This window comes from Tepidibacter hydrothermalis (assembly GCF_029542625.1).
Taxonomy (GTDB): Bacteria; Bacillota; Clostridia; order Peptostreptococcales; family Peptostreptococcaceae; genus Tepidibacter_A; species Tepidibacter_A hydrothermalis.
Genome location: NZ_CP120733.1, coordinates 2,704,015 through 2,726,242 on the forward strand (window position 1 = coordinate 2,704,015; position 22,228 = coordinate 2,726,242).

General features: G+C 30.1%; 24 protein-coding genes. 1 reads left to right on the plus strand and 23 read right to left on the minus strand.

Features of this window, described 5'->3' with window-relative positions; all coding sequences use genetic code 11:
• Positions 1 to 9 precede the first annotated feature (9 nt).
• The 23 genes from dtd to P4S50_RS12875 all read right to left on the minus strand — a co-directional run bounded on the left by dtd (position 10) and on the right by P4S50_RS12875 (position 21,470).
• A complete protein-coding gene (gene dtd, locus P4S50_RS12765; RefSeq protein ID WP_277731177.1) occupies positions 10 to 459 on the minus strand; it encodes a D-aminoacyl-tRNA deacylase in 450 nt (149 codons plus the stop codon).
• A gap of 63 nt (positions 460 to 522) precedes the next feature.
• Complete coding sequence (locus P4S50_RS12770; RefSeq protein ID WP_277731178.1) at positions 523 to 2,700, minus strand: RelA/SpoT family protein; 2,178 nt, start codon at positions 2,698 to 2,700, stop codon at positions 523 to 525.
• A gap of 116 nt (positions 2,701 to 2,816) precedes the next feature.
• Complete coding sequence (locus P4S50_RS12775) at positions 2,817 to 3,329, minus strand: adenine phosphoribosyltransferase (protein WP_277731179.1); 513 nt, start codon at positions 3,327 to 3,329, stop codon at positions 2,817 to 2,819.
• A gap of 580 nt (positions 3,330 to 3,909) precedes the next feature.
• The gene (locus P4S50_RS12780) at positions 3,910 to 5,574 is read right to left on the minus strand and encodes an ABC1 kinase family protein (RefSeq protein WP_277731180.1); all 1,665 of its coding nucleotides are present in this window, start codon (positions 5,572 to 5,574) and stop codon (positions 3,910 to 3,912) included.
• Between the two features lie 200 nt (positions 5,575 to 5,774).
• The gene (secF, locus tag P4S50_RS12785; RefSeq protein WP_277731181.1) at positions 5,775 to 6,635 is read right to left on the minus strand and encodes a protein translocase subunit SecF; all 861 of its coding nucleotides are present in this window, start codon (positions 6,633 to 6,635) and stop codon (positions 5,775 to 5,777) included.
• A gap of 11 nt (positions 6,636 to 6,646) precedes the next feature.
• Positions 6,647 to 7,891 (minus strand): protein translocase subunit SecD, encoded by a 1,245-nt coding sequence (secD, locus tag P4S50_RS12790; RefSeq protein WP_277731182.1) that lies wholly within the window; start codon positions 7,889 to 7,891, stop codon positions 6,647 to 6,649.
• Positions 7,892 to 7,906: 15 nt separating this feature from the next.
• Positions 7,907 to 8,407: a gamma carbonic anhydrase family protein gene (locus P4S50_RS12795; protein ID WP_277731183.1), complete on the minus strand. Its 501-nt coding sequence runs from the start codon at positions 8,405 to 8,407 to the stop codon at positions 7,907 to 7,909.
• On the minus strand, positions 8,400 to 9,782 hold the full coding sequence (gene scfB / locus P4S50_RS12800; protein ID WP_277731184.1) for a thioether cross-link-forming SCIFF peptide maturase: 1,383 nt from the start codon (positions 9,780 to 9,782) through the stop codon (positions 8,400 to 8,402). Before scfB ends, P4S50_RS12795 begins: the two co-directional genes overlap by 8 nt.
• Positions 9,783 to 9,928: 146 nt before the next feature.
• Positions 9,929 to 10,066, minus strand: coding sequence for a six-cysteine ranthipeptide SCIFF (gene scfA, locus P4S50_RS12805; RefSeq protein ID WP_072888016.1), 138 nt, complete (start codon positions 10,064 to 10,066; stop codon positions 9,929 to 9,931).
• A 58-nt stretch (positions 10,067 to 10,124) separates the two neighbouring features.
• On the minus strand, positions 10,125 to 10,493 hold the full coding sequence (locus tag P4S50_RS12810) for a TIGR04086 family membrane protein (RefSeq protein ID WP_277731186.1): 369 nt from the start codon (positions 10,491 to 10,493) through the stop codon (positions 10,125 to 10,127).
• A 53-nt stretch (positions 10,494 to 10,546) separates the two neighbouring features.
• A complete protein-coding gene (yajC, locus tag P4S50_RS12815) occupies positions 10,547 to 10,813 on the minus strand; it encodes a preprotein translocase subunit YajC (protein ID WP_277731187.1) in 267 nt (88 codons plus the stop codon).
• Between the two features lie 97 nt (positions 10,814 to 10,910).
• On the minus strand, positions 10,911 to 12,032 hold the full coding sequence (gene tgt / locus P4S50_RS12820; protein WP_277731188.1) for a tRNA guanosine(34) transglycosylase Tgt: 1,122 nt from the start codon (positions 12,030 to 12,032) through the stop codon (positions 10,911 to 10,913).
• 116 nt (positions 12,033 to 12,148) lie between these two features.
• Positions 12,149 to 12,598 (minus strand): phosphate-starvation-inducible PsiE family protein, encoded by a 450-nt coding sequence (locus P4S50_RS12825; RefSeq protein WP_277731189.1) that lies wholly within the window; start codon positions 12,596 to 12,598, stop codon positions 12,149 to 12,151.
• Positions 12,599 to 12,615: 17 nt separating this feature from the next.
• Positions 12,616 to 13,638, minus strand: a complete 1,023-nt coding sequence (queA, locus tag P4S50_RS12830; RefSeq protein ID WP_277731190.1) for a tRNA preQ1(34) S-adenosylmethionine ribosyltransferase-isomerase QueA — start codon at positions 13,636 to 13,638, stop codon at positions 12,616 to 12,618.
• Positions 13,639 to 13,652: 14 nt separating this feature from the next.
• Positions 13,653 to 15,224, minus strand: coding sequence for a SpoIID/LytB domain-containing protein (locus P4S50_RS12835; RefSeq protein ID WP_277731191.1), 1,572 nt, complete (start codon positions 15,222 to 15,224; stop codon positions 13,653 to 13,655).
• Positions 15,225 to 15,255: 31 nt separating this feature from the next.
• A complete protein-coding gene (gene ruvB / locus P4S50_RS12840) occupies positions 15,256 to 16,263 on the minus strand; it encodes a Holliday junction branch migration DNA helicase RuvB (protein ID WP_277731192.1) in 1,008 nt (335 codons plus the stop codon).
• A 151-nt stretch (positions 16,264 to 16,414) separates the two neighbouring features.
• Positions 16,415 to 17,008 carry a Holliday junction branch migration protein RuvA gene (ruvA, locus tag P4S50_RS12845; protein ID WP_277731193.1) on the minus strand — a complete coding sequence of 198 codons (594 nt, stop codon included), beginning with the start codon at positions 17,006 to 17,008 and terminating at the stop codon, positions 16,415 to 16,417.
• A gap of 10 nt (positions 17,009 to 17,018) precedes the next feature.
• The gene (gene ruvC, locus P4S50_RS12850) at positions 17,019 to 17,510 is read right to left on the minus strand and encodes a crossover junction endodeoxyribonuclease RuvC (RefSeq protein WP_277731194.1); all 492 of its coding nucleotides are present in this window, start codon (positions 17,508 to 17,510) and stop codon (positions 17,019 to 17,021) included.
• Positions 17,511 to 17,607: 97 nt separating this feature from the next.
• On the minus strand, positions 17,608 to 18,204 hold the full coding sequence (locus P4S50_RS12855; protein WP_277731195.1) for a BAR domain-containing protein: 597 nt from the start codon (positions 18,202 to 18,204) through the stop codon (positions 17,608 to 17,610).
• 75 nt (positions 18,205 to 18,279) lie between these two features.
• Positions 18,280 to 18,474, minus strand: a complete 195-nt coding sequence (locus tag P4S50_RS12860; RefSeq protein ID WP_277731196.1) for a DUF1858 domain-containing protein — start codon at positions 18,472 to 18,474, stop codon at positions 18,280 to 18,282.
• Between the two features lie 71 nt (positions 18,475 to 18,545).
• Positions 18,546 to 19,205: a nitrite/sulfite reductase domain-containing protein gene (locus P4S50_RS12865; protein WP_277731197.1), complete on the minus strand. Its 660-nt coding sequence runs from the start codon at positions 19,203 to 19,205 to the stop codon at positions 18,546 to 18,548.
• Positions 19,206 to 19,310: 105 nt separating this feature from the next.
• Positions 19,311 to 20,669 carry an MATE family efflux transporter gene (locus P4S50_RS12870; protein ID WP_277731198.1) on the minus strand — a complete coding sequence of 453 codons (1,359 nt, stop codon included), beginning with the start codon at positions 20,667 to 20,669 and terminating at the stop codon, positions 19,311 to 19,313.
• Positions 20,670 to 20,789: 120 nt separating this feature from the next.
• Positions 20,790 to 21,470, minus strand: a complete 681-nt coding sequence (locus P4S50_RS12875; protein WP_277731199.1) for a superoxide dismutase — start codon at positions 21,468 to 21,470, stop codon at positions 20,790 to 20,792.
• A 219-nt stretch (positions 21,471 to 21,689) separates the two neighbouring features.
• Between P4S50_RS12875 and P4S50_RS12880 the strand changes: the two genes are divergently transcribed.
• A complete protein-coding gene (locus P4S50_RS12880; RefSeq protein WP_277731200.1) occupies positions 21,690 to 22,175 on the plus strand; it encodes a 4Fe-4S binding protein in 486 nt (161 codons plus the stop codon).
• The last annotated feature ends 53 nt before the right edge of the window (positions 22,176 to 22,228 follow it).

A 22,228-nucleotide genomic window follows, 5' to 3' on the forward strand; every position in this document is an offset into this window, starting at 1 on the left:
AATACCCCCTTAGAAATTCTTTTTTGAATCTATTAAAAGAGTTACAGGGCCATCATTCATAATATCTACATTCATATGAGCCCCAAACTTACCTGTTTCCACTTTTATTCCATACTTTTTAGCCTTATCTATAAATTCTTCATATAAAGGTATCGCTATGTCAGGCTTTGCAGCATCTGTAAAATTAGGTCTTCTCCCTTTTCTACAATCTCCATAAAGAGTAAACTGAGATACAACTAAAAGATCTCCTTTTATATCTAATAAAGATAGATTCATCTTTTCATTTTCATCTTCAAATATTCTCAAATTTACAATCTTATCAACCAAATACTCTACATCTTTTGATTTATCCTCATCATTTACTCCTAACAAAACCATAATCCCTTTATCTATTTTCCCAACTACATTTTGGTCAACTGTAACACTTGAGTTTGAAACTCTTTGAACAACAGCTCTCACAATAACATCCTCCCTTTAATTTATAACTCTATTAATTTATAACTCTATTAATTTATAACTCTATTAATTTATAACTCTATATACATCTATAACACCCGATATATTTTTAACTTTTTTCATTAAATTATTAAGTTCTTTTATACTATCAACTTCAAGTAACAAACTCATGTTGACAATTTTGTCCTTATTAGTTCTAGCATTTATTCCATTCAAAGCTATTTTATCTACTGTAAAAACATGAGTTATTTCAGTAATAATTCCTCTTCTATCATGCGACTTAACCTGTATTTCAGCTTCGAACCTTACTTTTTTATTTAAGTCCCATTCAACCTCAATTGATCTATTCACTGTCTCAGTATTATTTACATCTATATTAGGACAATCTTTTCTATGAATAGAAACACCTCTACCCTTAGTTATATATCCAATTATATCATCTCCTGGAAGAGGATTACAGCATTTAGCTATTCTGACTAATATATTGTCGACATCTTTTACAACAACACCTTGGCTACTTGTTTTTCTTTTGCTTTTATATTCTTTTTCATTTATAGTCTCTTCAATCTTATTCTCAACAATTTGTTTTTGATTATCCTTTTCATATACTTCTCTCAGTTTTGACATAACTTGAGATACTATAAGTCCACCATACCCAATAGTTGCATACAAATCATCCTCACTTGGTTGATTAAACTTTCTAGATATTGCAGTTATGTTTTTATTTTTCAAAAATTCACCTAAAACATATCCTTGTCTTTTAACTTCTTTTTCAAGTAATTCCCTTCCTCTTTGGATATTCTCTTCTCTTCTTTCTTTTTTAAACCATTGTCTTATTCTATTTTTAGCATGAGAAGTTTTAACTATATTAAGCCAATCTCTGCTAGGACCATTACTATGAGCCGATCTTATAATTTCTACTATATTTCCATTTTTAAGCTTATAATCAAGAGGAACTATCCTTCCATCTATCTTTGCTCCAATACACTTGTTACCAACACCAGTATGAACCCTATATGCAAAATCTATAGAAGTAGATCCTGCTGGAAGTTCTATAACATCTCCCTTTGGCGTAAATACGAATACCTGATTCGTAAATAAATCTATTTTAAGAGCTTCCATAAACTCTTTAGGATCATTTAAATCCTTTTGCCATTCCATCATCTGTCTAAGCCATGAAAGCTTTATATCCATATCCTCTTCTTTGTTTTCTGTATCACCTTGTTTGTATTTCCAATGTGCTGCAATACCATACTCAGCTATTTTATGCATCTCACTAGTTCTTATTTGAATTTCAAGAGGTTCTCCATCAGGACCTACAACTGTAGTATGAAGAGATTGATACATATTAGGCTTTGGCATAGCTATATAGTCTTTAAATCTGCCAGGCATAGGTTTCCATATAGTATGAACTATTCCAAGAACAGCATAACAGTCCTTCACATTTTCAACCAGTGCCCTTACAGCCATCAAGTCATATATTTCTTCAAAACTCTTGTTCTGATAATGCATCTTTCTATATATACTATAAAAATGTTTAGGTCTACCGTATATATCACATTTTATACTTGACTTTTCAAATCGTTCTTCTAATATATCTATTACTTTAGTTATATAAGCTTCTCTTTCTTTTCTCTTTTTTGCAACCTTTTCAACGAGTTCATAATATCCCGGCATATCAAGATATCTAAGACCTATATCTTCAAGTTCCCATTTTATCTTCGATATTCCTAATCTATGTGCAATAGGTGCGTATATTTCGACAGTTTCTTTTGCTTTTTCTTTAGCTTTTTCAGGAGTCATAAATTTAAGAGTTCTCATATTATGTAGTCTATCAGCAAGCTTTATAAGTATAACTCTTATATCCTTCGCCATAGCCATAAACATTTTTCTAAGATTTTCCGCTTGAGTTTCTTCTTTTGATTTGTATTCTATTTGCCCAAGCTTAGTTACACCCTCTACTAGATCAGCTATTTCTCTTCCAAATCTTTTTGCAATATCCTCATAAGTATAATGAGTATCTTCAACTACATCGTGCATAAGACCTGCGGCTATTGTATATATATCCATTTCTAAATCAGCCAATATATAAGCAACTTCTACAGGATGTATAAAGTATTTTTCACCAGATCTTCTGTACTGACCCTCATGAGCATTTTCTGCAAAATTATAAGCCTTTATTATTAAATCCAAATCGCTATTGGGGCTATACTGCTGTATTTTTAGTAATAAATTTTCTAACATAAGACCACCCTATTTTAAATTTATGTATTTTCTCCAGAATGAGTAAAAATCCCATCTGAATTAAGTTTCACTTTATATATGAAAATAGTTGGTAGCACTACCAACTATTTGATTTATTAATATGTTATTAAAGAGTTAATATGATAATTGTCTATTTTTTTTCTTCCATTTAAAAACTCTAATTCTATTAAAAATTCCATAGCAACTACTTCTCCACCTAATTTTTCAATAAGCTTTGCAGCAGCACCCATAGTTCCTCCAGTTGCAAGAAGATCATCTACTATAGCCACTCTTTGTCCTGGCTTTATAGCATCTTTATGTATCTCAAGTACATCAGTTCCGTACTCTAAATCATATTCAAACTTTTCAGTTTCAGCTGGTAACTTCCCAGGTTTTCTAACCGGAACGAATCCTATTTCAAGTCCGTAAGCAACAGGTGTTCCCATTAAAAATCCTCTAGCCTCAGGTCCTACTATTACATCTACATTTTTATCTTTTAAATCTTCTATTATCTGATCAACAGCACATTTAAAAGCTTTTCCATCCTTTAATAATGTAGTTATATCTTTGAAGTCTATTCCTTCTTTTGGAAAATCTTTTATGTTTCTTATTGTTGCCTCTAAATTCATTATTTATTCCTCCCTAAAACTATCTCTTATACTCAATATAATGATATTTAATCTATAACTAAAATTATAAAAAAGTCTTCCTTTTGAATATTTTCAATGTTGACTTTTTTGAAACTCATAACAAAAATTATATTTATCCACAATTTAAAAAGGACTATAATTTCCTATTCGTTATAATATTCCATACAATCGAGTTTAATTTTGCGACTTATATACGTACAACAGTGAATTTAATTCAAATCTCGATATAAAAAGTCACAAATAACAATTATATTATATATTGTAAAATCAATTTTATCAATAAAAAATTCGTCTAGTCGCTACGCGCTGACTCATGTCGCCAACGATCCCTAACGGGCTCCGTTGCTCAAAAATAGTTGCAAATATAATTTCCTCATGACTATTACGGATAAGTTGAAAATTATATAACATCTTAGTATATGAAAAAAGGATTATAATTTACTATTCATTATAAAAAATTCGTCTAGTCGCTACGCGCTGACTCATGTCGCCAACGAGTCCTTATTTTAAATATTTTACCCAACTATGGTATTAATAATCTATTGCCTTGGAAATATAGCTATCGTTTATTCCTACCTGACATTAATATAGATATTGTCAAATACATCCCCATTACAGTTGCTATTAAAAATCCAACTATCCCTAAAATAGGATATCCTTTTATACTAGGTCCTGTCTTCGTAGTTATAATCATAGATGATCCTACTATTGTTGATGATAATATAAGACTTGCAGCTAATTTATTTGTCATATTATTTATTTCTTTTTCTAGATTTGTAAATTTAATTTCATCTATAGTAAATTTAATTTGATTTTTTTCTAGATGTTTCAAAACAAGTTTTATCTGTCTTGGTATAACTTTAAAATCAGTAAGTGCTTGTTCTATATAAGATCTTGATTTAAGTAAAACCTTATCCGCCTTAAATTTGTTTAAATAAAACTCCTTTATAAATTCCTTTACTATTGTAGATAAAGCAAAATCAGGATTCAATTTTTTAGCAGTGCCTTCAAGAGTTATTATAGCTCTTGCTAAAAGTGAAAATTGAGAAGGTAGCTTAACCTTATTTTTTCTACTAAATCGCATGAATTCATTTAATATTTCCGTTATATTTATCATCTTAATAGGCATATCATAATAATAATGTATAAAAAAGCTTATCTCTTCTCTAAATTTTCTTACATTTGTATCCTCACCTATAGCATCAAGTTCTATTAAAGAATCTATTATTTTATCTACATCTTTATTTATACTTGCAATTAATATATCCGTTATAAAATTCAATGTTATATTATCTATTAACCCAACTATTCCAAAGTCTATAAAAGCTATTTTATCCTTTCCTATTGCAAATATATTACCTGGATGCGGGTCTGCATGAAAAAATCCATTAAAAAATACCTGCTTCATAAATGACATAGCTCCTACATTAGCAATTTCCTTAGTGTCCCATCCTATTTTTTTTATATCATTTATATTACTTACACTTATTCCATCGATTTTTTCCATTACAAGAACTTTTTTAGATGATACATTCCAGTATACTTTAGGAATATATACCTTGCTGTCATTCTTGAATATTTCTCTAAACTTTTCACAGTTCCTAGCTTCAAATGTATAGTCAAGTTCTCTCATTATAGTGACAGAAAATTCTTCTATAACTTCACCAAAATCAACTACGGTTTCCTTATAATATTCTTCTATTACCTTTCCCATTAGCTGAAGCATCTCTAAATCAGATTTTATAATATTTTCTATATTAGGTCTTTGTATTTTAACTATTACATCTTTACCGTCTTTTAGCTTAGCTACATACGCCTGTCCTATAGAGGCTGCACCAATAGGCATTTCATTGAAATCATCAAATACGTCTTCAATTTCAAGTCCTATCTCACTTACAAAAGTCTCTCTAGCTTCTCTTATATCAAAACTTTTAACATCACTTTGAAGCTTTGATATTTCTTCTATTATCTCAGGATCTAGTATATCGTTTCTAGTACTCATTATTTGTCCTAATTTCACAAACGTAGGTCCAAGTTCTTCAAGAGCTCTTCTTACTCGTTCTCCAGTCCTCATGTTTTGTATTTCTTTATTAGGCGTTAGAGGCATTTTATACGCAATGCCATCTATTTTCAATTTTTCAACTAAAAAACTAAAACCATACTTCAATAATATTTGCATTATATTTCTAGATCTTTTTAAGTTTCTATAGCCTGTTTTAATCACAAGAGCACCTCTCATCAACTAATCTTTAAAAATATTTTTCCTTAAATCAAAGTATAGGCTCTAAACTTAAAAATTATTCTTATTAAAATATTTACTAAATAGTGTTATTTCAATGAGTATAATTTTTTTGCTTAGCAAGTAAATTTTAAAAGCCTCATATTATTTTGAAATAATATGAGGCTTAACATCAATATCTTATGCTAAAATTTAGTCTTTTGCTTAATCAACACCCATGTAGGACTGGCTATAAATATAGATGAATATGTTCCAGCTGCCATTCCAACTATTAAAGGAAGTGTGAAATCTTTAATAGCATCCACTCCTATTACATAAAGCGATGTTATAGCTACTAATGTAGTAACAGAAGTATTAATAGATCTTGATATAGTACTAGATATACTTTGATTTGCAACATTTACATAATCATTTCTCTTAGCATGCTTCATATTTTCTCTTATTCTATCAAATACAACTATTGTATCATTTATAGAGTATCCAACAACAGTAAGTACAGCTGCAACAAATGGACTATTAACAGGTACTCTAAATATCGCATATGCACATATCAGTATAATAACATCATGTACAAGTGCTATTATAGACGCTATACCATATGAAAATTCAAATCTAAAACTTACATATATAAGCATCCCAACAGCAGCTATAAGAGTTGATATAATCGCATTGTTTCTTATTTCTTTACCTACTGTAGCTCCAAACTGTTCAGCCTTTTCAGGTTGTTCTTCTTTTAAATTGTATTTTTCTTTGAATTTATTAAATACTTCTTGTCTTTTATCCGAATCAAAGTCTTTTTTTGTCTTTATCTGAATTGTTTCTTTTTCTGCTCCTACAAAATTTATAGTCATATCTTTGTCGTATTCATTAGTTATATTTCTTATTTCCTGAGTTGAAACAGTTTTATGAAGATTTATCTCCATTAATGTTCCACCTGTAAAATCTATTCCAAAGTTAAGTCCAGTTGTAAGTATTATTACAAGTCCTATAGCCATAATAGCAAGGGATAATCCAAACCATAACTTCGTTCTTTCTATTATTTTCATATTATTCCCCCCTAAGCTCCAAAAAATTTCTTGTTTTTTACTATGTTAGCATGGACTAATGATTTCATTAATGTTTTTGTAATAACTATAGCTGTAAAGAAAGATGCTATTATACCTATCATTAAAGTAAGTGCAAATCCTCTTATAGATCCTGTTCCAAATTGAAACAATACTATACCCGCTATAAATGTTGTTATGTTAGAATCCATTATAGTTCCAATTGCCTTTGCAAATCCAGAATCTATAGATGCTCTAAGCGATTTTCCATTTTTAAGTTCTTCTTTTATTCTTTCAAATATTATTACATTCGCATCAACTGCCATACCTACAGATAATATAAGCGCCGCTATTCCTGGAAGAGTAAGAGTTACTTGCATTTGTGCATATATATACATAATTATCAGAATATAAGCTGTAAGAGCTATATCAGCAACTAATCCTGGTACTCTATAGTAAAATAACATATAAAGCATTACTAAAAGTATACCCACTGCAGCTCCAGTCACACTCTTATTAAGTGCATTTACTCCAAGACTTGCAGTAACAGTTGATGTTTGAACTTCTTTAAATTCTACAGGAAGTGCTCCTGCTCTTATTAAGTTAGACAGTTCTGATGCACTCTCAACTGTAAAGTTACCACTTATTGTAGCTTGTCCATCAGGAATTTCTTGATTAACCCCTGGAGATGATATAACTTTTTCATCAAGAACTATAAATATAGGCGAGTGTGTAGGTGCAAGTTCTCTAGTTGCATCTGCAAACTTCTTAGCACCTTCACTATTAAATTCTAATGAAACTATAGGCTCATTAGTTCTTGAATCAAACTTAACCTCTGAAGTTTTAACTTCTTTACCAGTTACAACTACAGTTCCATCTTCTTTTAAAAATTTAAGTTGTGCTGTTTTTCCTATAGCATCCATTGCATCTTTGGCATTTTTAACACCCGGAAGTTCTATTCTTATTCTTTTTTCTCCTTCTTTAACTATAACAGGTTCAGAAACGCCCATACCATCTATACGTTTTCTAAATACCTCTATAGTTTGGTCAAGAATTTTGTTAAGTTCTTCTCCCGTTGCATCAGTTTGGGCTTCATAAACTACGAATACCCCACCTTGTAGATCCAATCCTTGTTTTATTGAATTTTTCATAGGATCAATATTAAATTTACCTATGTTAACTCCGCTTATTGCCGCATAAGCAAAAAATACAATAATAATAAACAAACCAATAAACTTTGATAAATTTTTAAGTTTCATAAATGTACCCCCAACCTATTTGTGCTTTTTAGCATATTCTACATAGTCTATTGCAGATTTTTCTAACGAATTTCTTTCTTCTTGAGTCAATTCTCTTATAACCTTAATAGGATTTCCATAAGCAAGTACACCTGATGGAATTTTTTTATTAGGAGGAACTAAACTTCCTGCTCCAATTAATGTATAGTCTCCTATTTCAGCTCCATCTAATATTATAGCTCCCATACCCATTAAACTATAATTACCTATTTTACAAGCGTGTATAGTTGCTTTATGTCCAATTGTAACATAGTTTCCTATTTCAGTTCTATTTTCTTTACTTATATGGACTACAGTACCATCTTGTATATTAGTATTCTCACCTATTATTATCTCATTTTCGTCGCCTCTTAATACGCAATTATACCATACATTTGTATTCTTTCCCATTTTTACATTTCCTATAACATCTGCACTTTCAGCTATGAAACAACTATGAGGAATTTCAGGTTTTTCCCCATCATACTCCTTAATCATCTTTGCTTCCCTCCAACATAATTTTAGCTTTAACCATAATAGCACATTCTGTACGCTTTCTTTGCATCTCACATCCTAATTCATAAGGCTTTAATATGTCATCGTTAAAGTTATATGCATTAGCATGACATCCTCCTGAACAATAAAACTTATTCCAACAGTTTCTACATTCTTCTTTAGAATATACATTTGCATTTTGAAATTCAAGTTGTATATCCCTAGGTATACTTAAGTTTTCATCTAATATATTACCAAGTTTAAAGTCTTCGTTTCCAACAAACTGATGACAAGGATATAAATCACCTTCTGGTGTTATAGCCATATATTCACATCCTGCTCCGCAACCAGAAAGTCTTTTAATAACACAAGGTCCTTGCTCTAAATCTATCATATAGTGGAAGAATGTGAAATTGTCGCCTTTTATTTTTCTATTAGCATATTCTACTGCTAATTTTTCATATTCTTCAAATATTTGTGGAAGATCTTCTTCTTTTAATGCATACGGATTATGGTCACTATCTACTACTGGTTCAACAGAAGTTAAATCAAATCCTAAATCTGCAAAATGAAGCACATCTTTTGAGAAATCTAAGTTCTTTCTAGTAAATGTTCCCCTAACATAATAATATTTATCCTTAGCTCTACTATCTATTAGTTTTTTAAACTTAGGAACTATCATATCATAACTACCTTTATCATTTATAGTAAGTCTCATTTCATCGTTTACTTCTTTTCTTCCATCAAGACTTAATACTACATTGTGCATATGTTTGTTAATGTATTCTATTTTTTCATCATCTAATAAAACACCATTAGTAGTAATAGTAAATCTAAATACCTTACCTTTTTTCTCAGCTTCATTATTTCCATACTCAACAAGTTTTTTTACTACTTCCCAGTTCATCAAAGGCTCTCCACCAAAGAAGTCTACTTCTAAATTTCTTTTATTCCCTGAGTTTTCAAGTAGATAATCTAATGATTTTTTACCCACTTCATAGCTCATAAGCTTTCTTTCTCCACCAAAATCTCCTTGAGATGCGAAACAGTATTTACACTTTAGATTACAATCATGAGCCATATGTAAACATAATGCTTTAACAACAGGCTTTCTATTTACAAAACTTGGATGATATTCATATTCATCATTAGAATATAAAAGTCCTTCTTTTTCTAAAGTTTTCATTTCATTGTATGCTTCAACTATCTGCTCTTTTGAATATTTGTTTTTCAGAATATCAGTTATCTCATCTATATTCTTGTCCTTATAATAATCCAAAACATCATATGCTTCATTATCTAAAATGTGAACTGCACCACTATTTACATCTAAAGCTATATTGATATCGTTTAACGAAAATTTATGTATCATACCCATCTATATGAACCTCCTAAGTAAAATTCCTATCTTTCATAATACCAAACTTTTAGTAATTAATCAACATTTGCTAAAATGTTCATTAATTACTAAAAGGAAAAAGCAGCATACCTTCAAAAGAAGTTATGCTGCTAAAATATGTATAATTATCTTTCACATTCTTGATTAGCTACTGTACAAGAAGTTTTACAAGCTGATTGGCATGAAGTTTGACATTCTCCACATCCACCCTTTTCAGCACTTTTCTTTAAAGTTGCTTTTGAAAGTGTTTTTACGTGCTTCATAAGTATTACCTCCTATTAAAAATATTCCTTATTGATTATATCACAAATTTCCCATAAATCAATTTTTTTTCATATTTACTCCTATAATTCCACCTATTCCACCAGATAATATATTAAGAAGCATTTTATATAACATATTCATTTCAAATTTCAAATCTTCTTTAGCTAAAAAATACATAATTATCATGAATAATACATATAATGCCCCAGCTAATATACCGTATAAAAATCCATTTGATCCGTTCTTATACCCCATATAAAAGCCTGCACACGCAATACTTAAAGTTACTATAATAGATGTCATAAGTGGTATCGTAGAAGCGGACACAGAAGTATAGGTTAAAACTAGGTTATAAATAAGAACAAATATAATAGTAATTAAATATGAATAACCTAGAGCTTTTAATAAATATGTAGCTTTTTTCAAAAAGAACACCTCCTTGCTTTTTATAAAATTATATTCGCAAGAAGGTCTTTAAATTACTTATTTTTAACTTTTCCTATAGCCCATTTTTCAACATGAAGTTTTGTTCTGTCTCCTCCAACTTCAACTGTAACTATTTCTTCTGTCACACTAAATATTTTTCCAACAAGTCCTCCGATTGTAACAACTTCATCTCCAACTTTAAGACTTGATCTCATTTCTTTTAATTGTTTATCTTTTTTTTGCTGAGGTCTTATAAGCAAGAAATAAAATATTGCTATAAAACCAATAGGCATTATTATGTTTGCTAAATTTGCTGGCATCTTAACTCCTCCTTTTTTCTATATATTAAAATTCAATATAAGATATTTGAATTCCTTTTTTTATCCCAAAGCTAAGAATTCTAAATTAAGTTTAACTTTATAATTCGTATCCGTATTTAGTGAAGAATTCTTCTCTAAAGTCTAATAATCTATCTTCTCTTATAGCCTGTCTTACATTTTCCATTAATTTAAGTAAGAAATGTAGGTTATGAGTAGTTATAAGTCTTGAAGCTAGTATTTCATTTGCTTTAACAAGATGTCTTATATAAGCTTTTGTGTAGTTTTTACAAGCATAACAATCACATTCAGGGTCAATCGGTGTAAAATCTCTAGCATATTTTGCATTTCTAACTACAACTTTTCCTTGGCTAGTCATAGCTGTACCATTTCTAGCTATTCTAGTAGGAAGTACACAATCAAACATATCTATACCTCTTATAGCTCCTTCTATTAATGCATCCGGGCTTCCAACTCCCATTAAATATCTCGGCTTATCCTCTGGTAAAAGAGGAGTTGTATATTCTAACACCTCATACATTAATTCTTTAGGCTCTCCTACACTTAATCCTCCTACTGCATATCCAGGAAAATCAAGCTCCATTATTTCTTTTGCTGACTGTTCTCTTAAATCCTTATACATACCACCTTGAACTATTCCAAATAATCCTTGGTTTTCTGTATTCTTATGAGCTTCTTTACATCTTTTAGCCCATCTTGTTGTTCTTTCTAAAGAGTTCTTAACATAATCTCTACTTGCAGGATACGGAGCACATTCATCAAATGCCATCATTATATCCGCACCTAAAGCATTTTCTATTTCCATAACTTTTTCTGGGCTTAAAAAGTGCTTAGAACCATCTATGTGAGATCTAAATTCTACACCTTCTTCTGTTATTTTTCTAAGTGGTCCTAAACTAAATACCTGGAATCCACCACTATCAGTAAGTATAGGTCTGTCCCAATTCATAAATTTATGAAGCCCTCCAGCTTCTTTTACAAGATCATGTCCCGGTCTCATATAAAGATGATATGTGTTACTCAATATAATTTGTGAATTGATTTCCTTTAATTCCTCTGGAGTCATAGACTTTACTGTTGCTTGAGTTCCAACAGGCATGAATATAGGAGTCTCAATTATACCGTGTGGAGTATGTATTCTTCCTAGTCTCGCTCCACTTTGCTTACACGTTTTTATGTGTTCGTATCTTATTGCTGACATTTGATACCTTCCCTTCGTTCTATTTTCTATCACATATATGAATTAAATCTAAATTGCATATCCTTGATTTATTTTCCCACCTTACACCCTATATAGATTAACTATATATAAGCAATTTAAGAATTTAACTTTTCATCTTGTTCTGTTATACTTTTATCTACAATTGAATGCTTTTCACGGTCTTCAAATAAATACTTTTTAATAGCAAACAATCCAGCTATAGTACATATTCCTATGAAAGCTTCTATCATCCCTTTATCCTTTGGTATCAACAACAGCTTTCTAGCTATAGCATATAACAAAACATCTATTACGCTCTCAGGAGTGTGTAGAGTAAGCATTATAACAAGTTCCACCCCTATAACTAGCAAAAGAGCATATCCAAGTATTGCTTCAACTTCATAGTAAGCAACATGATTTAGTGGATTACTTACATAAGAAATCCATATAACCCTAGATAAATCTATAGCACCTAACAATACTTTTACTAATATTATCAAGGCTAATATAATCTCAAAAACATGGCTAACTTTTAACACTCTTCTCTTTACTGACTTTTTATCCACTGTATCACCTCAAATCATTATTTCACGAACATTGCATCTCCAAAGCTAAAGAATCTATATTTCTCCTCTACAGCTACTTTGTATGCATTTAATATATTTTCTTTTCCTGTTAAAGCACCAACAAGCATTATAAGAGTTGATTCTGGAAGATGAAAATTAGTTATAAGAGCATCTACTATTTTAAATTCATATCCTGGGTATATAAATATCTCTGTCCATCCACTTTGTTCTTGCAATAATCCATTTTCATTTGCAACAGATTCAAGTGTTCTACAGCTAGTAGTCCCAACCGGTATTACTCTTCCTCCATTTTGCTTGCATTTGTTTATTTTATCAGCTTGTTCTTTATCTATCATATAAAATTCACTGTGCATTTTATGGTCTAGTACATTGTCAACTTTTACAGGTCTAAATGTTCCAAGTCCTACGTGTAAAGTTACATATGCAATTTCCACACCTTTATCTTTTATCTTTTGTAGTAATTCCTCTGTAAAATGAAGTCCTGCCGTAGGTGCTGCTGCTGACCCATCATGTTTTGAATAAACCGTTTGATATCTTTCTCTATCCTCTAATTTTTCTGTTATATAAGGGGGAAGTGGCATACTTCCAAGTTCATCTAAAATTTCTTCAAATACTCCATCATATTCAAACTTAACTATTCTAGATCCCTCTTCTGCTATATCCATAACTGTAGCTATAAGCTTGTCTCCAAATGAAAATTTAGTTCCTATTTTTGCTCTTTTACCAGGTTTTACAAGAACCTGCCATGTATCTAATTCTATTCTCTTTAAAAGTAAAAATTCAATTTTACCTTTAGTCTCTAATTTTTCTCCTATAAGTCTTGCTGGAAGAACCCTTGTATTATTAAGTACTAGGCAATCCCCTTCATTTAAATAATCTATCATATTTTTAAAAACTTTATGCTCTACATCTCCTGTTTCTTTATTTAGTAGCATAAGTCTTGATTCGTCTCTTTTTTGAAGAGGAACTTGAGCTATTAACTCTTCTGGTAAATCAAAATTAAAATCGCTAGTTTTCAAATTAAACGTCCTTTCTACTTTTGTATTTCTATTCCTTTATAATAATGCTTTAATATATCTTCATATGAAAATCCTTGTTTTGCCATTTCTTTGGCTCCATATTGACTCATTCCAAGCCCATGGCCCCACCCATGTCCATTAATTGCATACTTATCTGAAATAGCACCACCTAAATTTAATTGCGTAGTTTCATTATTGCCTATTAAATAAATATTAGTATTACTACTTATATCTTTAATTCCATCACTAGTAATGGCATATACATTGCTTAAATCACTTCTTTCATCATTCCCATCAGTCGAATAAATATAAAATATCTCAGATCCACCCGAGCCTTGAGCCTTTACTATATCATAATAATTACTTTTAAGACCTAGAATAGTTCTTGTAGAATCTTTAGTATACTCTTTTTCTCCATCTGTTCCTATAAATTTAATTTTTATAACCCTATCATTTTCAGATAATTCTTCTATTTTCACATCAGTAATCGTACCTATATCTACCTTGTTTTTTGATAATTTATTTTTAATATCCTCTTTAGTCATACTGACAGTCCAATTATCATTAGGGTATCCTAATGAATAACTATCCTCAACCCCTCTTAAGTAAGGTACCTTATTAGACCATACGTTTTCAGAATCTTCTGTTTTACCACCACTGTTAGAATGATATAGCGCATCTACAATTTTGCCATTATACACCATTATCTGTCCTCTAGTTCCATCTACTGCCCTATTACTATTTGGATGTTCTGAACCATACCCACCATATACCTGAGAAAATGTATCATCAGTCAAATCAAAACCATATTTTTTATATTTCCCCATATTCATTATAGCATAATTCCTTGCAGCTATAGATTGAGCTTTAAGAGCTTCTATAGGCCATCCACCAGACATTTCTCTTGGTACTACGCCGTATAAGTATTCATCAAGGCCGACTCTATTTATAACAGTCATATTATTATTGTTACTTCTCTTAAATAAAACACTGCCTCTATATTTCTTACCCTTAATACCCATTATTCCATCTTTAGAAGATATACATACATCTTCATTGGAGTCATACATAAAAATTATATCATCTCCGTCCATAATTTGAACAAAGTTATAATCTGAACTAACAACCTCAAGATTAAAATCCGATAAATCATCTGATATTTCATCTTTATAATTTTGTGCATCGTCCTGATCTAAATAACTACCTATATATACTTTAAAGTTTCCATCGTAGAATACAAAAGAATCTATATTTTCATCTGATAAATTCTGTTTAATATTTAAAGCATCTTGTATATCATCATAATCTTGTTCTATTTTTATATAATATATAGACTCTTCATTTTTTGCCGTCAATCTATTCTCATTAATCTCAATAAATTTTTCTATGCTGCCATCTTCTAAAACTCCAATATCAAACCCATCATCAGAGCTTAAATCAACCTTTGGTAATGCAGAACTACCGTACTCCAGTCCTATTTTTAAATATTCAGGCACATTAACACTTGCAAAAGAATCTATTACAAATAAATTAAATATAAAACACACAATAACTATATTAACAAATTTAGACCTATATTTCCACATTATAGCCCCCCATAATATATAAATTTAATAATTACTTTTCATAAGGAATATTAAAATGCTTATAAGCATTAACAGTTGCAACCCTACCTCTAGGCTTTCTATCTATGAATCCTAATTGTATTAAGTAAGGTTCATAAACATCTTCTATAGTATTTCTATCCTCGCCTATTGATGCTGCAAGAGTATCAAGACCTACAGGTCCTCCTGAAAATTTTTGAATTATATCCATCATAAGTTTTTTATCTACATAATCAAGGCCTAAAGAATCAATCTCTAACATCTCAAGAGCAAGATTTGTTATTTCCTCAGTTATCATACCATTTCCTTTAACTTGTGCGTAATCTCTAACCCTCTTTAACAACCTATTTGCGATTCTAGGTGTTCCTCTTGATCTTTTCCCAATTTCAATAGCAGCTCTCTCATCTATATCACACCCCAGTATACCTGCTGACCTTTTAACTATACTAGCAAGCTCATCTACATTATATAAATCAAGCTTACATATAACTCCAAACCTATCTCTTAAAGGAGATGTAAGCATCCCAGCTCTTGTAGTAGCTCCTATCAATGTGAATTTTGTAAGATCAAGTCTTATAGACCTTGCAGATGGACCTTTTCCAATAATTATATCAAGACAAAAATCTTCCATTGCAGGATACAATACTTCCTCAACACTTCTATTTATTCTATGTATTTCATCTATGAACAAAACATCATTTTCATTTAAATTAGTAAGTATAGCTGCCAAATCTCCAGCTCTCTCAATAGCAGGACCTGAGGTTATTCTTATATTAACTCCCATCTCATTAGATATTATAGTAGAAAGAGTCGTCTTACCAAGCCCTGGTGGTCCATATAATAAAACATGATCCAACTGTTCCCCTCTATTCTTAGCTGCCTCTATAAATATCTTAAGCTTTTCCTTAGTCTTTTCTTGTCCTAGATAATCATCAAGACTTTTAGGTCTTAAACTACTCTCTATATCAACATCTTCGCTTTTCATACCAGAAGTTATAATTCTATCCTCTTCGCTAAACATCTAATCCCTCCTTCTTTATTCTATGGGAAATCATATAATTTTCGCTCTATGAATGACATTGCATAAACAACTACAGTATCAACTATTTTAAGCAACGGAGCCCGTAGGACTCGTTGGCGATATGAGCTATGCGTTAGCATAAAGCGAATTTTTACTTCATCAGATACATAAGACACTTCTTGATAAGCCCTTCAGTATCACAACATTCTTTTTTACACTTATTAGCGGCATCTTTCGCCTCAGCTAAAGAATATCCAAGTGCAACTAATGCTTGTACAGCTTCATCCATTTCAAGTACATTTTTGTTAGATGAAGTCAATAATGTTTGTTCAAAATCAACATTATGCTTGTCTATCTTATCTTTAAGTTCAAGTATCATTCTCTCAGCCGTTTTCTTTCCAACCCCAGGTGCCTTAGATAAAGACGCTATATCTTCACTCAATATAAAAGCTCCTAATCTTCTAGGTTCTGCAAATGATAATATTGACAGAGCTACCTTAGGACCTATTTTTGAAACAGAATTTAAAAGTTCAAACATTTTAAGTTCTTCCTGAGTTTTAAAACCACATATACTCATATCATCTTCTCTAACTATAAGCTTTGTGTATATCTTTATTTCATCACCTTTTTTAACCTGATATATAGTGTTTTGAGATGTATTTATTCTATAACCAATTCCATTGCACTCTACAACTATAAAATCAATATTAACCTCTTCCACAATACCTTTTATATACTGATACATAATATCCTCCCTATCGTTCTATTATTTTTTCAAGTCTGTTGGAATGGCAATGACATATAGCAACAGCAAGCGCATCTGCCACATCATCGGGCTTTGGAACTTCTCTCAAATTAAGAAGAGACTTAACCATACTTTGGACTTGAGCCTTTTGTGCTCTTCCATAACCTACTACTCCTTGTTTTACCTGCAAAGGAGTGTATTCATATGTTTTTTTATTATTATGAGCACAAGCAAGCATAGCAACCCCTCTAGCCTGTGCTACCGTTATAGCTGTTTTTACATTTTTATTAAAAAACAACTCCTCTATTCCAATTTCATCTACATTGTATTTTTTAATAAGTAAATCTAGCCCTGCATATATCTTTTCAAGTCTTTTAAACACATCTAACTTAGAAGATGTCTGTATAGATCCGTAATCTATAACCTTAAAATTATTTCCTCTATATTCTATAATACCATATCCAAGTATAGCAATCCCCGGATCAATTCCCAGTACAATCATATCTTCATCTCCCAAACATATATTCTACATAATTATATAATACTTTTGAAAATAATAAAACCTATGATATCCAATAGTGAATATCATAGGTTTTATTTTAACTTCCAAAATCCTCAAGTCTTTCATTTAGTTCCTCTAGAGAATTTAATATAAGACCTGATTTTATCTGTTCTTGATCTATAGAAGGAAGTGCCGTTATTGAAAATTCTGTTTTTTCTACTACATTTTTATTTCCTTTTTCATCGTATTTGTATATGATGATATATCCATTATCCTCACCTATTTCATAATGCTTATCGCAATAACTATCTATTTCCTTTAACAAATTAATTTCCTTAGATTTAAAGCTTAGCAATCTAAATTTAGAATAATTTTTCTTCATATATTCTTTAAATTCTTTCTCACTTAATCCAATAATGTCTTTTGAAACAGGATTTTCTGTGGTTTCTACGTGTTCACACTTATCATACTTAGTAGTTATTTTAAGAACAGCATCTTTGTCTACTAAAATCTCGTCTTTTTTGTTGACAGCTTCAATTTCAACTTTCTTTTCTTCTTCAGCCTGTACAGTTTTAGTAACAGGTGTATTTCTATCTTCTTCTTCAAGCATTTTTCCCATATAAAACCCTCCTACAAGGGTTAATATAGCAATAAGCAAAATAGGAATTTTAGAAGATCTTTTTTTCTCAAACATAAAAATAACCTCCTTTTAGAGGTTATTTTATCCATTAGATATTAATTTATACAATTTTTATCCAAAAATTAATATTTATTCTAATCCTTCATTTAACTTTTTAATTAATTCATCTACATTTATACCATGAACAGCAGCAGCTTCTTCTAAACTTTCCATTTGAGCAGATGGGCATCCTATGCATCCCATTCCAAATCCCATAAGTATAGGTGCTGCATTAGGGTTTATTCTTAAAAGCTCTCCTATTAACATATCTTTAGTTATTTTCATAATAAATTACCTCCTTAATTTTGTCTACTTACTAATATTACATTTTATCTAATTATAATATTACCATATATTTATAATTTTTCAACTACATCCTTTTTAAATTTTTCTATACCTATTCTATCTATAAAAAATCCTAACTTTTCACCCATCAAAGCATTATCATTGTAATAGTCAAGTATAATCTCTACTAATCTATATGCATCTTCTTCACTTAACTTCTCAGCTATTATATCTGACATTCTCTGATGAAATCCAGCACTTCCACCTGCTGATATAATAAATCCTTCTTTAGTAGCTATTACACCTAAATCTTTTGCATATACGCTTGTACATGCATTTCTGCATCCTGCAACGCCTATTTTAGTTCTATTTGGCATTTCCTTTCCATGAAAGTTTTTACTTATCTTCATACCTATTCTTATAGTGTTTTCTTTAGATCTTTTACAAAAACCAGCTGGACACATCTCTACATTTTTTATTGAATACTGATTCTTAACAGCTGGATCCATGTCTAAATCTTTCCATATACTGATTAGATCTTCTTCTTTTAAATTAGTTATCATTATTCTCTGACCAGATGTTATCTTAAGTATTCCCTTATATTTCTTAGCAGTATCTGCTATTTTTATCATTGTATCTGCAGTTATAAAACCACCAGGTATATGAGGTGTTATAGAAAACGTCCTCTTTCCATCTTTTATCTTTTGTAAATTCCCAAAATGTGCTCCCATTATTCTCACCTCTATTTATGCATATAAACTATATTTTTTATTATACCCATATTATAGTTTTTTTAAATCTTTTTTTATGTAACATAAGTTACATTTATGCATATATTAAAATTCTTCTTGTATTCTATAGTTTTTTAAAGCTATATTTTCTTTTGCCACTAATACCAATGTAATTAAAAATGAACCTATATCAGATATAGGATATGAGTAAAAAACACCATGAACTCCCATAAAATTAGGAAGTATAATAACTAAGGGTATTAAAAGAAGTATTTGTCTTGACATAGTAAGAATAACCGACTCAGTTCCCTTACCTATAGCTTGAAATAAACTAGCTCCTATAGTCTGAATTCCAACAACAGGAAGACCCCAAATCATCATAGAAAGCGCCTCTACACCTATATCTATAGTAGTTTGATCATTCGTAAATATCTTCATAACTTGAGTTGGAAATATCAGTGCTATTAAAAATCCAATAACACTTAATATTGTTGCATATACATTTGCATATTTTAGACTTTCTTGAACCCTCTTAATTTTTTTAGCCCCATAATTAAACCCTGCTATAGGCTGAAATCCCTGAACTATACCATACATAGGCATGAACATAAACATCATTACTCTATTTATTATGCCAAGTGCAACAACATAATAATCATTTCCATAAGCCACTAATGTCTTATTTACTATAATCATCAATAAACTTCCTGATATTTGTCTAAAGAATGTAGCCATCCCAACAGTTACAATTTCTCTTACGTTCTCTATTGTGAACTTCATATTAGACTTTCTTATTTTCAGTATACTATTACCTTTCAAATAATACATAAGAATCCAAATAGCACTACATGACTGAGCTATTATAGTAGCAAGAGCTGCTCCAGTAACTCCCATTCTAAATATAAATATAAATATATAATCAAGTACTATATTTACAATAGCTCCAATAACCATAGTTATCATAGCTACTTTAGCATTTCCTTCAGCTCTTATAGGATGATTTGTAGACATAGCAAAACTATTAATCAATATCCCAAATGCTATTACATTCATATATTCCTTAGCATAAGGTAATATACTTGGTGTAGCACCACATATTATAAGTATTTGATCCATAAAGGCAAATAGAATAATAGTAAATAGAAAGTTTACTATTAAATTAAGAGATACAGCCTCTCCAAGCACTTTTTCTGCACTTTCTATATTTCCTTCTCCTATTTTTCTTGAAATAGCTGATGCTGCTCCAACTCCAACCATTAAAGCTATCGCCATCATAACCAACATAATAGGCATAGCAATAGTAACTCCACCTAAAGCTAAAGCTCCTACTCCCTTACCTATAAATATACCATCCGCTATATTATATAAGGCCATAACAAGCATACCTATTATAGCCGGTATAGAAAATTTTAATAAAAGTTTATTTATAGGATAGCTTCCCATAAATTTTTGTTTCTCATCCATGTTACCTTCTCCTCTTTAGCTTATTTTTTCTAAATTATTTATTTTTTGTAAGAATACGTTATTTTCTATGTTAACATAAAACAAAGACTAAAAAAACTATGATTAGAAATCATAGTTTTTTTAGTCTTTGCAATAATTAGCCCAACCATACGTTTTTTTTATATTAATTTTATCTGAAATACATCTATATTTTCTAGGGAAATCTCTATTAGTTTTTTTATAATTACTCAATCTCTCATTTACTATATCCCAATTTATATTTTCAATAAAAACATCTATATATTTTTTTCTATCTATCCCAAAATCAATCATATACGCATGTTCATATACATCCATAACCAAAAGTGGATACGACATTAGAACAGTCCCTACATCATGTGCATCAAGGCCATATATATGAAGGTTATTATCTAAAGGATCAATAGATAAAACTACCCACCCTCTCATAGACAACCCTATATTTTTAAATCTTTCTTTAAAAAACTCATATGATCCATATTTTTTTTGTATTTCATTAAGTATATCTCCATAAGGCATATTATTTCCACCGCCTAAATTAGAAAAATACAATTCATGAAGCTTAACTCCATCAACAGCATAGCTTTGGCCCAGCATCAAACTTCTCGTATCACTTAATGTAGGATTAGGATTTTCATATAATTTGTTCTCATTTAATATAGTCCATATTTCATTAACTTTATTAACATACCCCTCATAAAGCTTATAGTGTTGATTTAATTGTTTCAAAGTCATTCCATTTACATCTTCAAAATCATACTTTTTAGATTGTATATACTCCATTACATCACCTCTTATACTTAATTACTTAAATTAAGTTGCTCATATATAGTATATAGTTATGATTTATAATGGGTGATTTATTTTATCTTATATGAGATATCAAAAGAATTATATCTTTCAATCGTAATATATAAATATTCGAAAATAATCGTTGACACTTCCATTTATATATCGTAATATATAGATATAATGATGATTGAATTTTAAGGAGGTTTTATAATGAAAAAAAATAATAATAGAAATAAAAAATCACATATGAATTGGTCATGGATTTTTATGATTTTATTTATTACATTATCAATTTTGGATATTAGATTTGGAATTTTAGGATTTATCTGCATGACAGTCCCAATGTACCATGCTATTAAAGGAAGAGGTAAAGTTCATTGTTCTCACTACTGTCCTCGAGGATCATTATTAGGTAAATTTTTAAATAATATAAGTCTTAAAAACAATTTACCTAAATCTTTTAAAAGTAAAACTGTAAAAAATATATTACTTAGCTTAATGTTTATAATGCTTACTATATCTTTAATACATGCAGGTCCCGATATAAGAAAAATAGGTTTTTCAATTTTTAGATTTATGATGGCTTCTCTTGCAGTTGGTATTATAATGGGTGTAGTATTTAAACCAAGAAGTTGGTGTCAAGTATGTCCTATGGGTCACGCCACTGGATTAATAGATAAGCAAATTAAAAAATAATTTTAAAAACATCTAAATTTCAATAGATATCTATTGAAATTTAGATGTTTTTT

What these genes read in the sequence shown, in the direction of transcription:
- scfB (WP_277731184.1), bottom strand. Translation starts at nt 9,782, where the DNA reads ATGGGTATGATACATAAATTTTCGTTAAACGATATCAATATAGCTTTA.
- P4S50_RS12775 (WP_277731179.1), bottom strand. Translation starts at nt 3,329, where the DNA reads ATGAATTTAGAGGCAACAATAAGAAACATAAAAGATTTTCCAAAAGAA.
- P4S50_RS12795 (WP_277731183.1), bottom strand. Translation starts at nt 8,407, where the DNA reads ATGATTAAGGAGTATGATGGGGAAAAACCTGAAATTCCTCATAGTTGT.
- yajC (WP_277731187.1), bottom strand. Translation starts at nt 10,813, where the DNA reads ATGCCAGCAAATTTAGCAAACATAATAATGCCTATTGGTTTTATAGCA.
- scfA (WP_072888016.1), bottom strand. Translation starts at nt 10,066, where the DNA reads ATGAAGCACGTAAAAACACTTTCAAAAGCAACTTTAAAGAAAAGTGCT.
- P4S50_RS12870 (WP_277731198.1), bottom strand. Translation starts at nt 20,669, where the DNA reads ATGGATGAGAAACAAAAATTTATGGGAAGCTATCCTATAAATAAACTT.
- P4S50_RS12865 (WP_277731197.1), bottom strand. Translation starts at nt 19,205, where the DNA reads ATGGGAGCACATTTTGGGAATTTACAAAAGATAAAAGATGGAAAGAGG.
- secD (WP_277731182.1), bottom strand. Translation starts at nt 7,891, where the DNA reads ATGAAACTTAAAAATTTATCAAAGTTTATTGGTTTGTTTATTATTATT.
- secF (WP_277731181.1), bottom strand. Translation starts at nt 6,635, where the DNA reads ATGAAAATAATAGAAAGAACGAAGTTATGGTTTGGATTATCCCTTGCT.
- ruvC (WP_277731194.1), bottom strand. Translation starts at nt 17,510, where the DNA reads ATGATTGTACTGGGAATTGATCCGGGGATTGCTATACTTGGATATGGT.
- P4S50_RS12835 (WP_277731191.1), bottom strand. Translation starts at nt 15,224, where the DNA reads ATGTGGAAATATAGGTCTAAATTTGTTAATATAGTTATTGTGTGTTTT.
- tgt (WP_277731188.1), bottom strand. Translation starts at nt 12,032, where the DNA reads ATGTCAGCAATAAGATACGAACACATAAAAACGTGTAAGCAAAGTGGA.
- P4S50_RS12860 (WP_277731196.1), bottom strand. Translation starts at nt 18,474, where the DNA reads ATGAAAATAACTAAAGATATGTTAATAGGAGAGCTTTTAAGAATAAAC.
- P4S50_RS12770 (WP_277731178.1), bottom strand. Translation starts at nt 2,700, where the DNA reads ATGTTAGAAAATTTATTACTAAAAATACAGCAGTATAGCCCCAATAGC.
- P4S50_RS12875 (WP_277731199.1), bottom strand. Translation starts at nt 21,470, where the DNA reads ATGGAGTATATACAATCTAAAAAGTATGATTTTGAAGATGTAAATGGA.
- P4S50_RS12880 (WP_277731200.1), top strand. Translation starts at nt 21,690, where the DNA reads ATGAAAAAAAATAATAATAGAAATAAAAAATCACATATGAATTGGTCA.
- ruvB (WP_277731192.1), bottom strand. Translation starts at nt 16,263, where the DNA reads ATGTTTAGCGAAGAGGATAGAATTATAACTTCTGGTATGAAAAGCGAA.
- P4S50_RS12855 (WP_277731195.1), bottom strand. Translation starts at nt 18,204, where the DNA reads ATGTTTGAGAAAAAAAGATCTTCTAAAATTCCTATTTTGCTTATTGCT.
- ruvA (WP_277731193.1), bottom strand. Translation starts at nt 17,008, where the DNA reads ATGTATCAGTATATAAAAGGTATTGTGGAAGAGGTTAATATTGATTTT.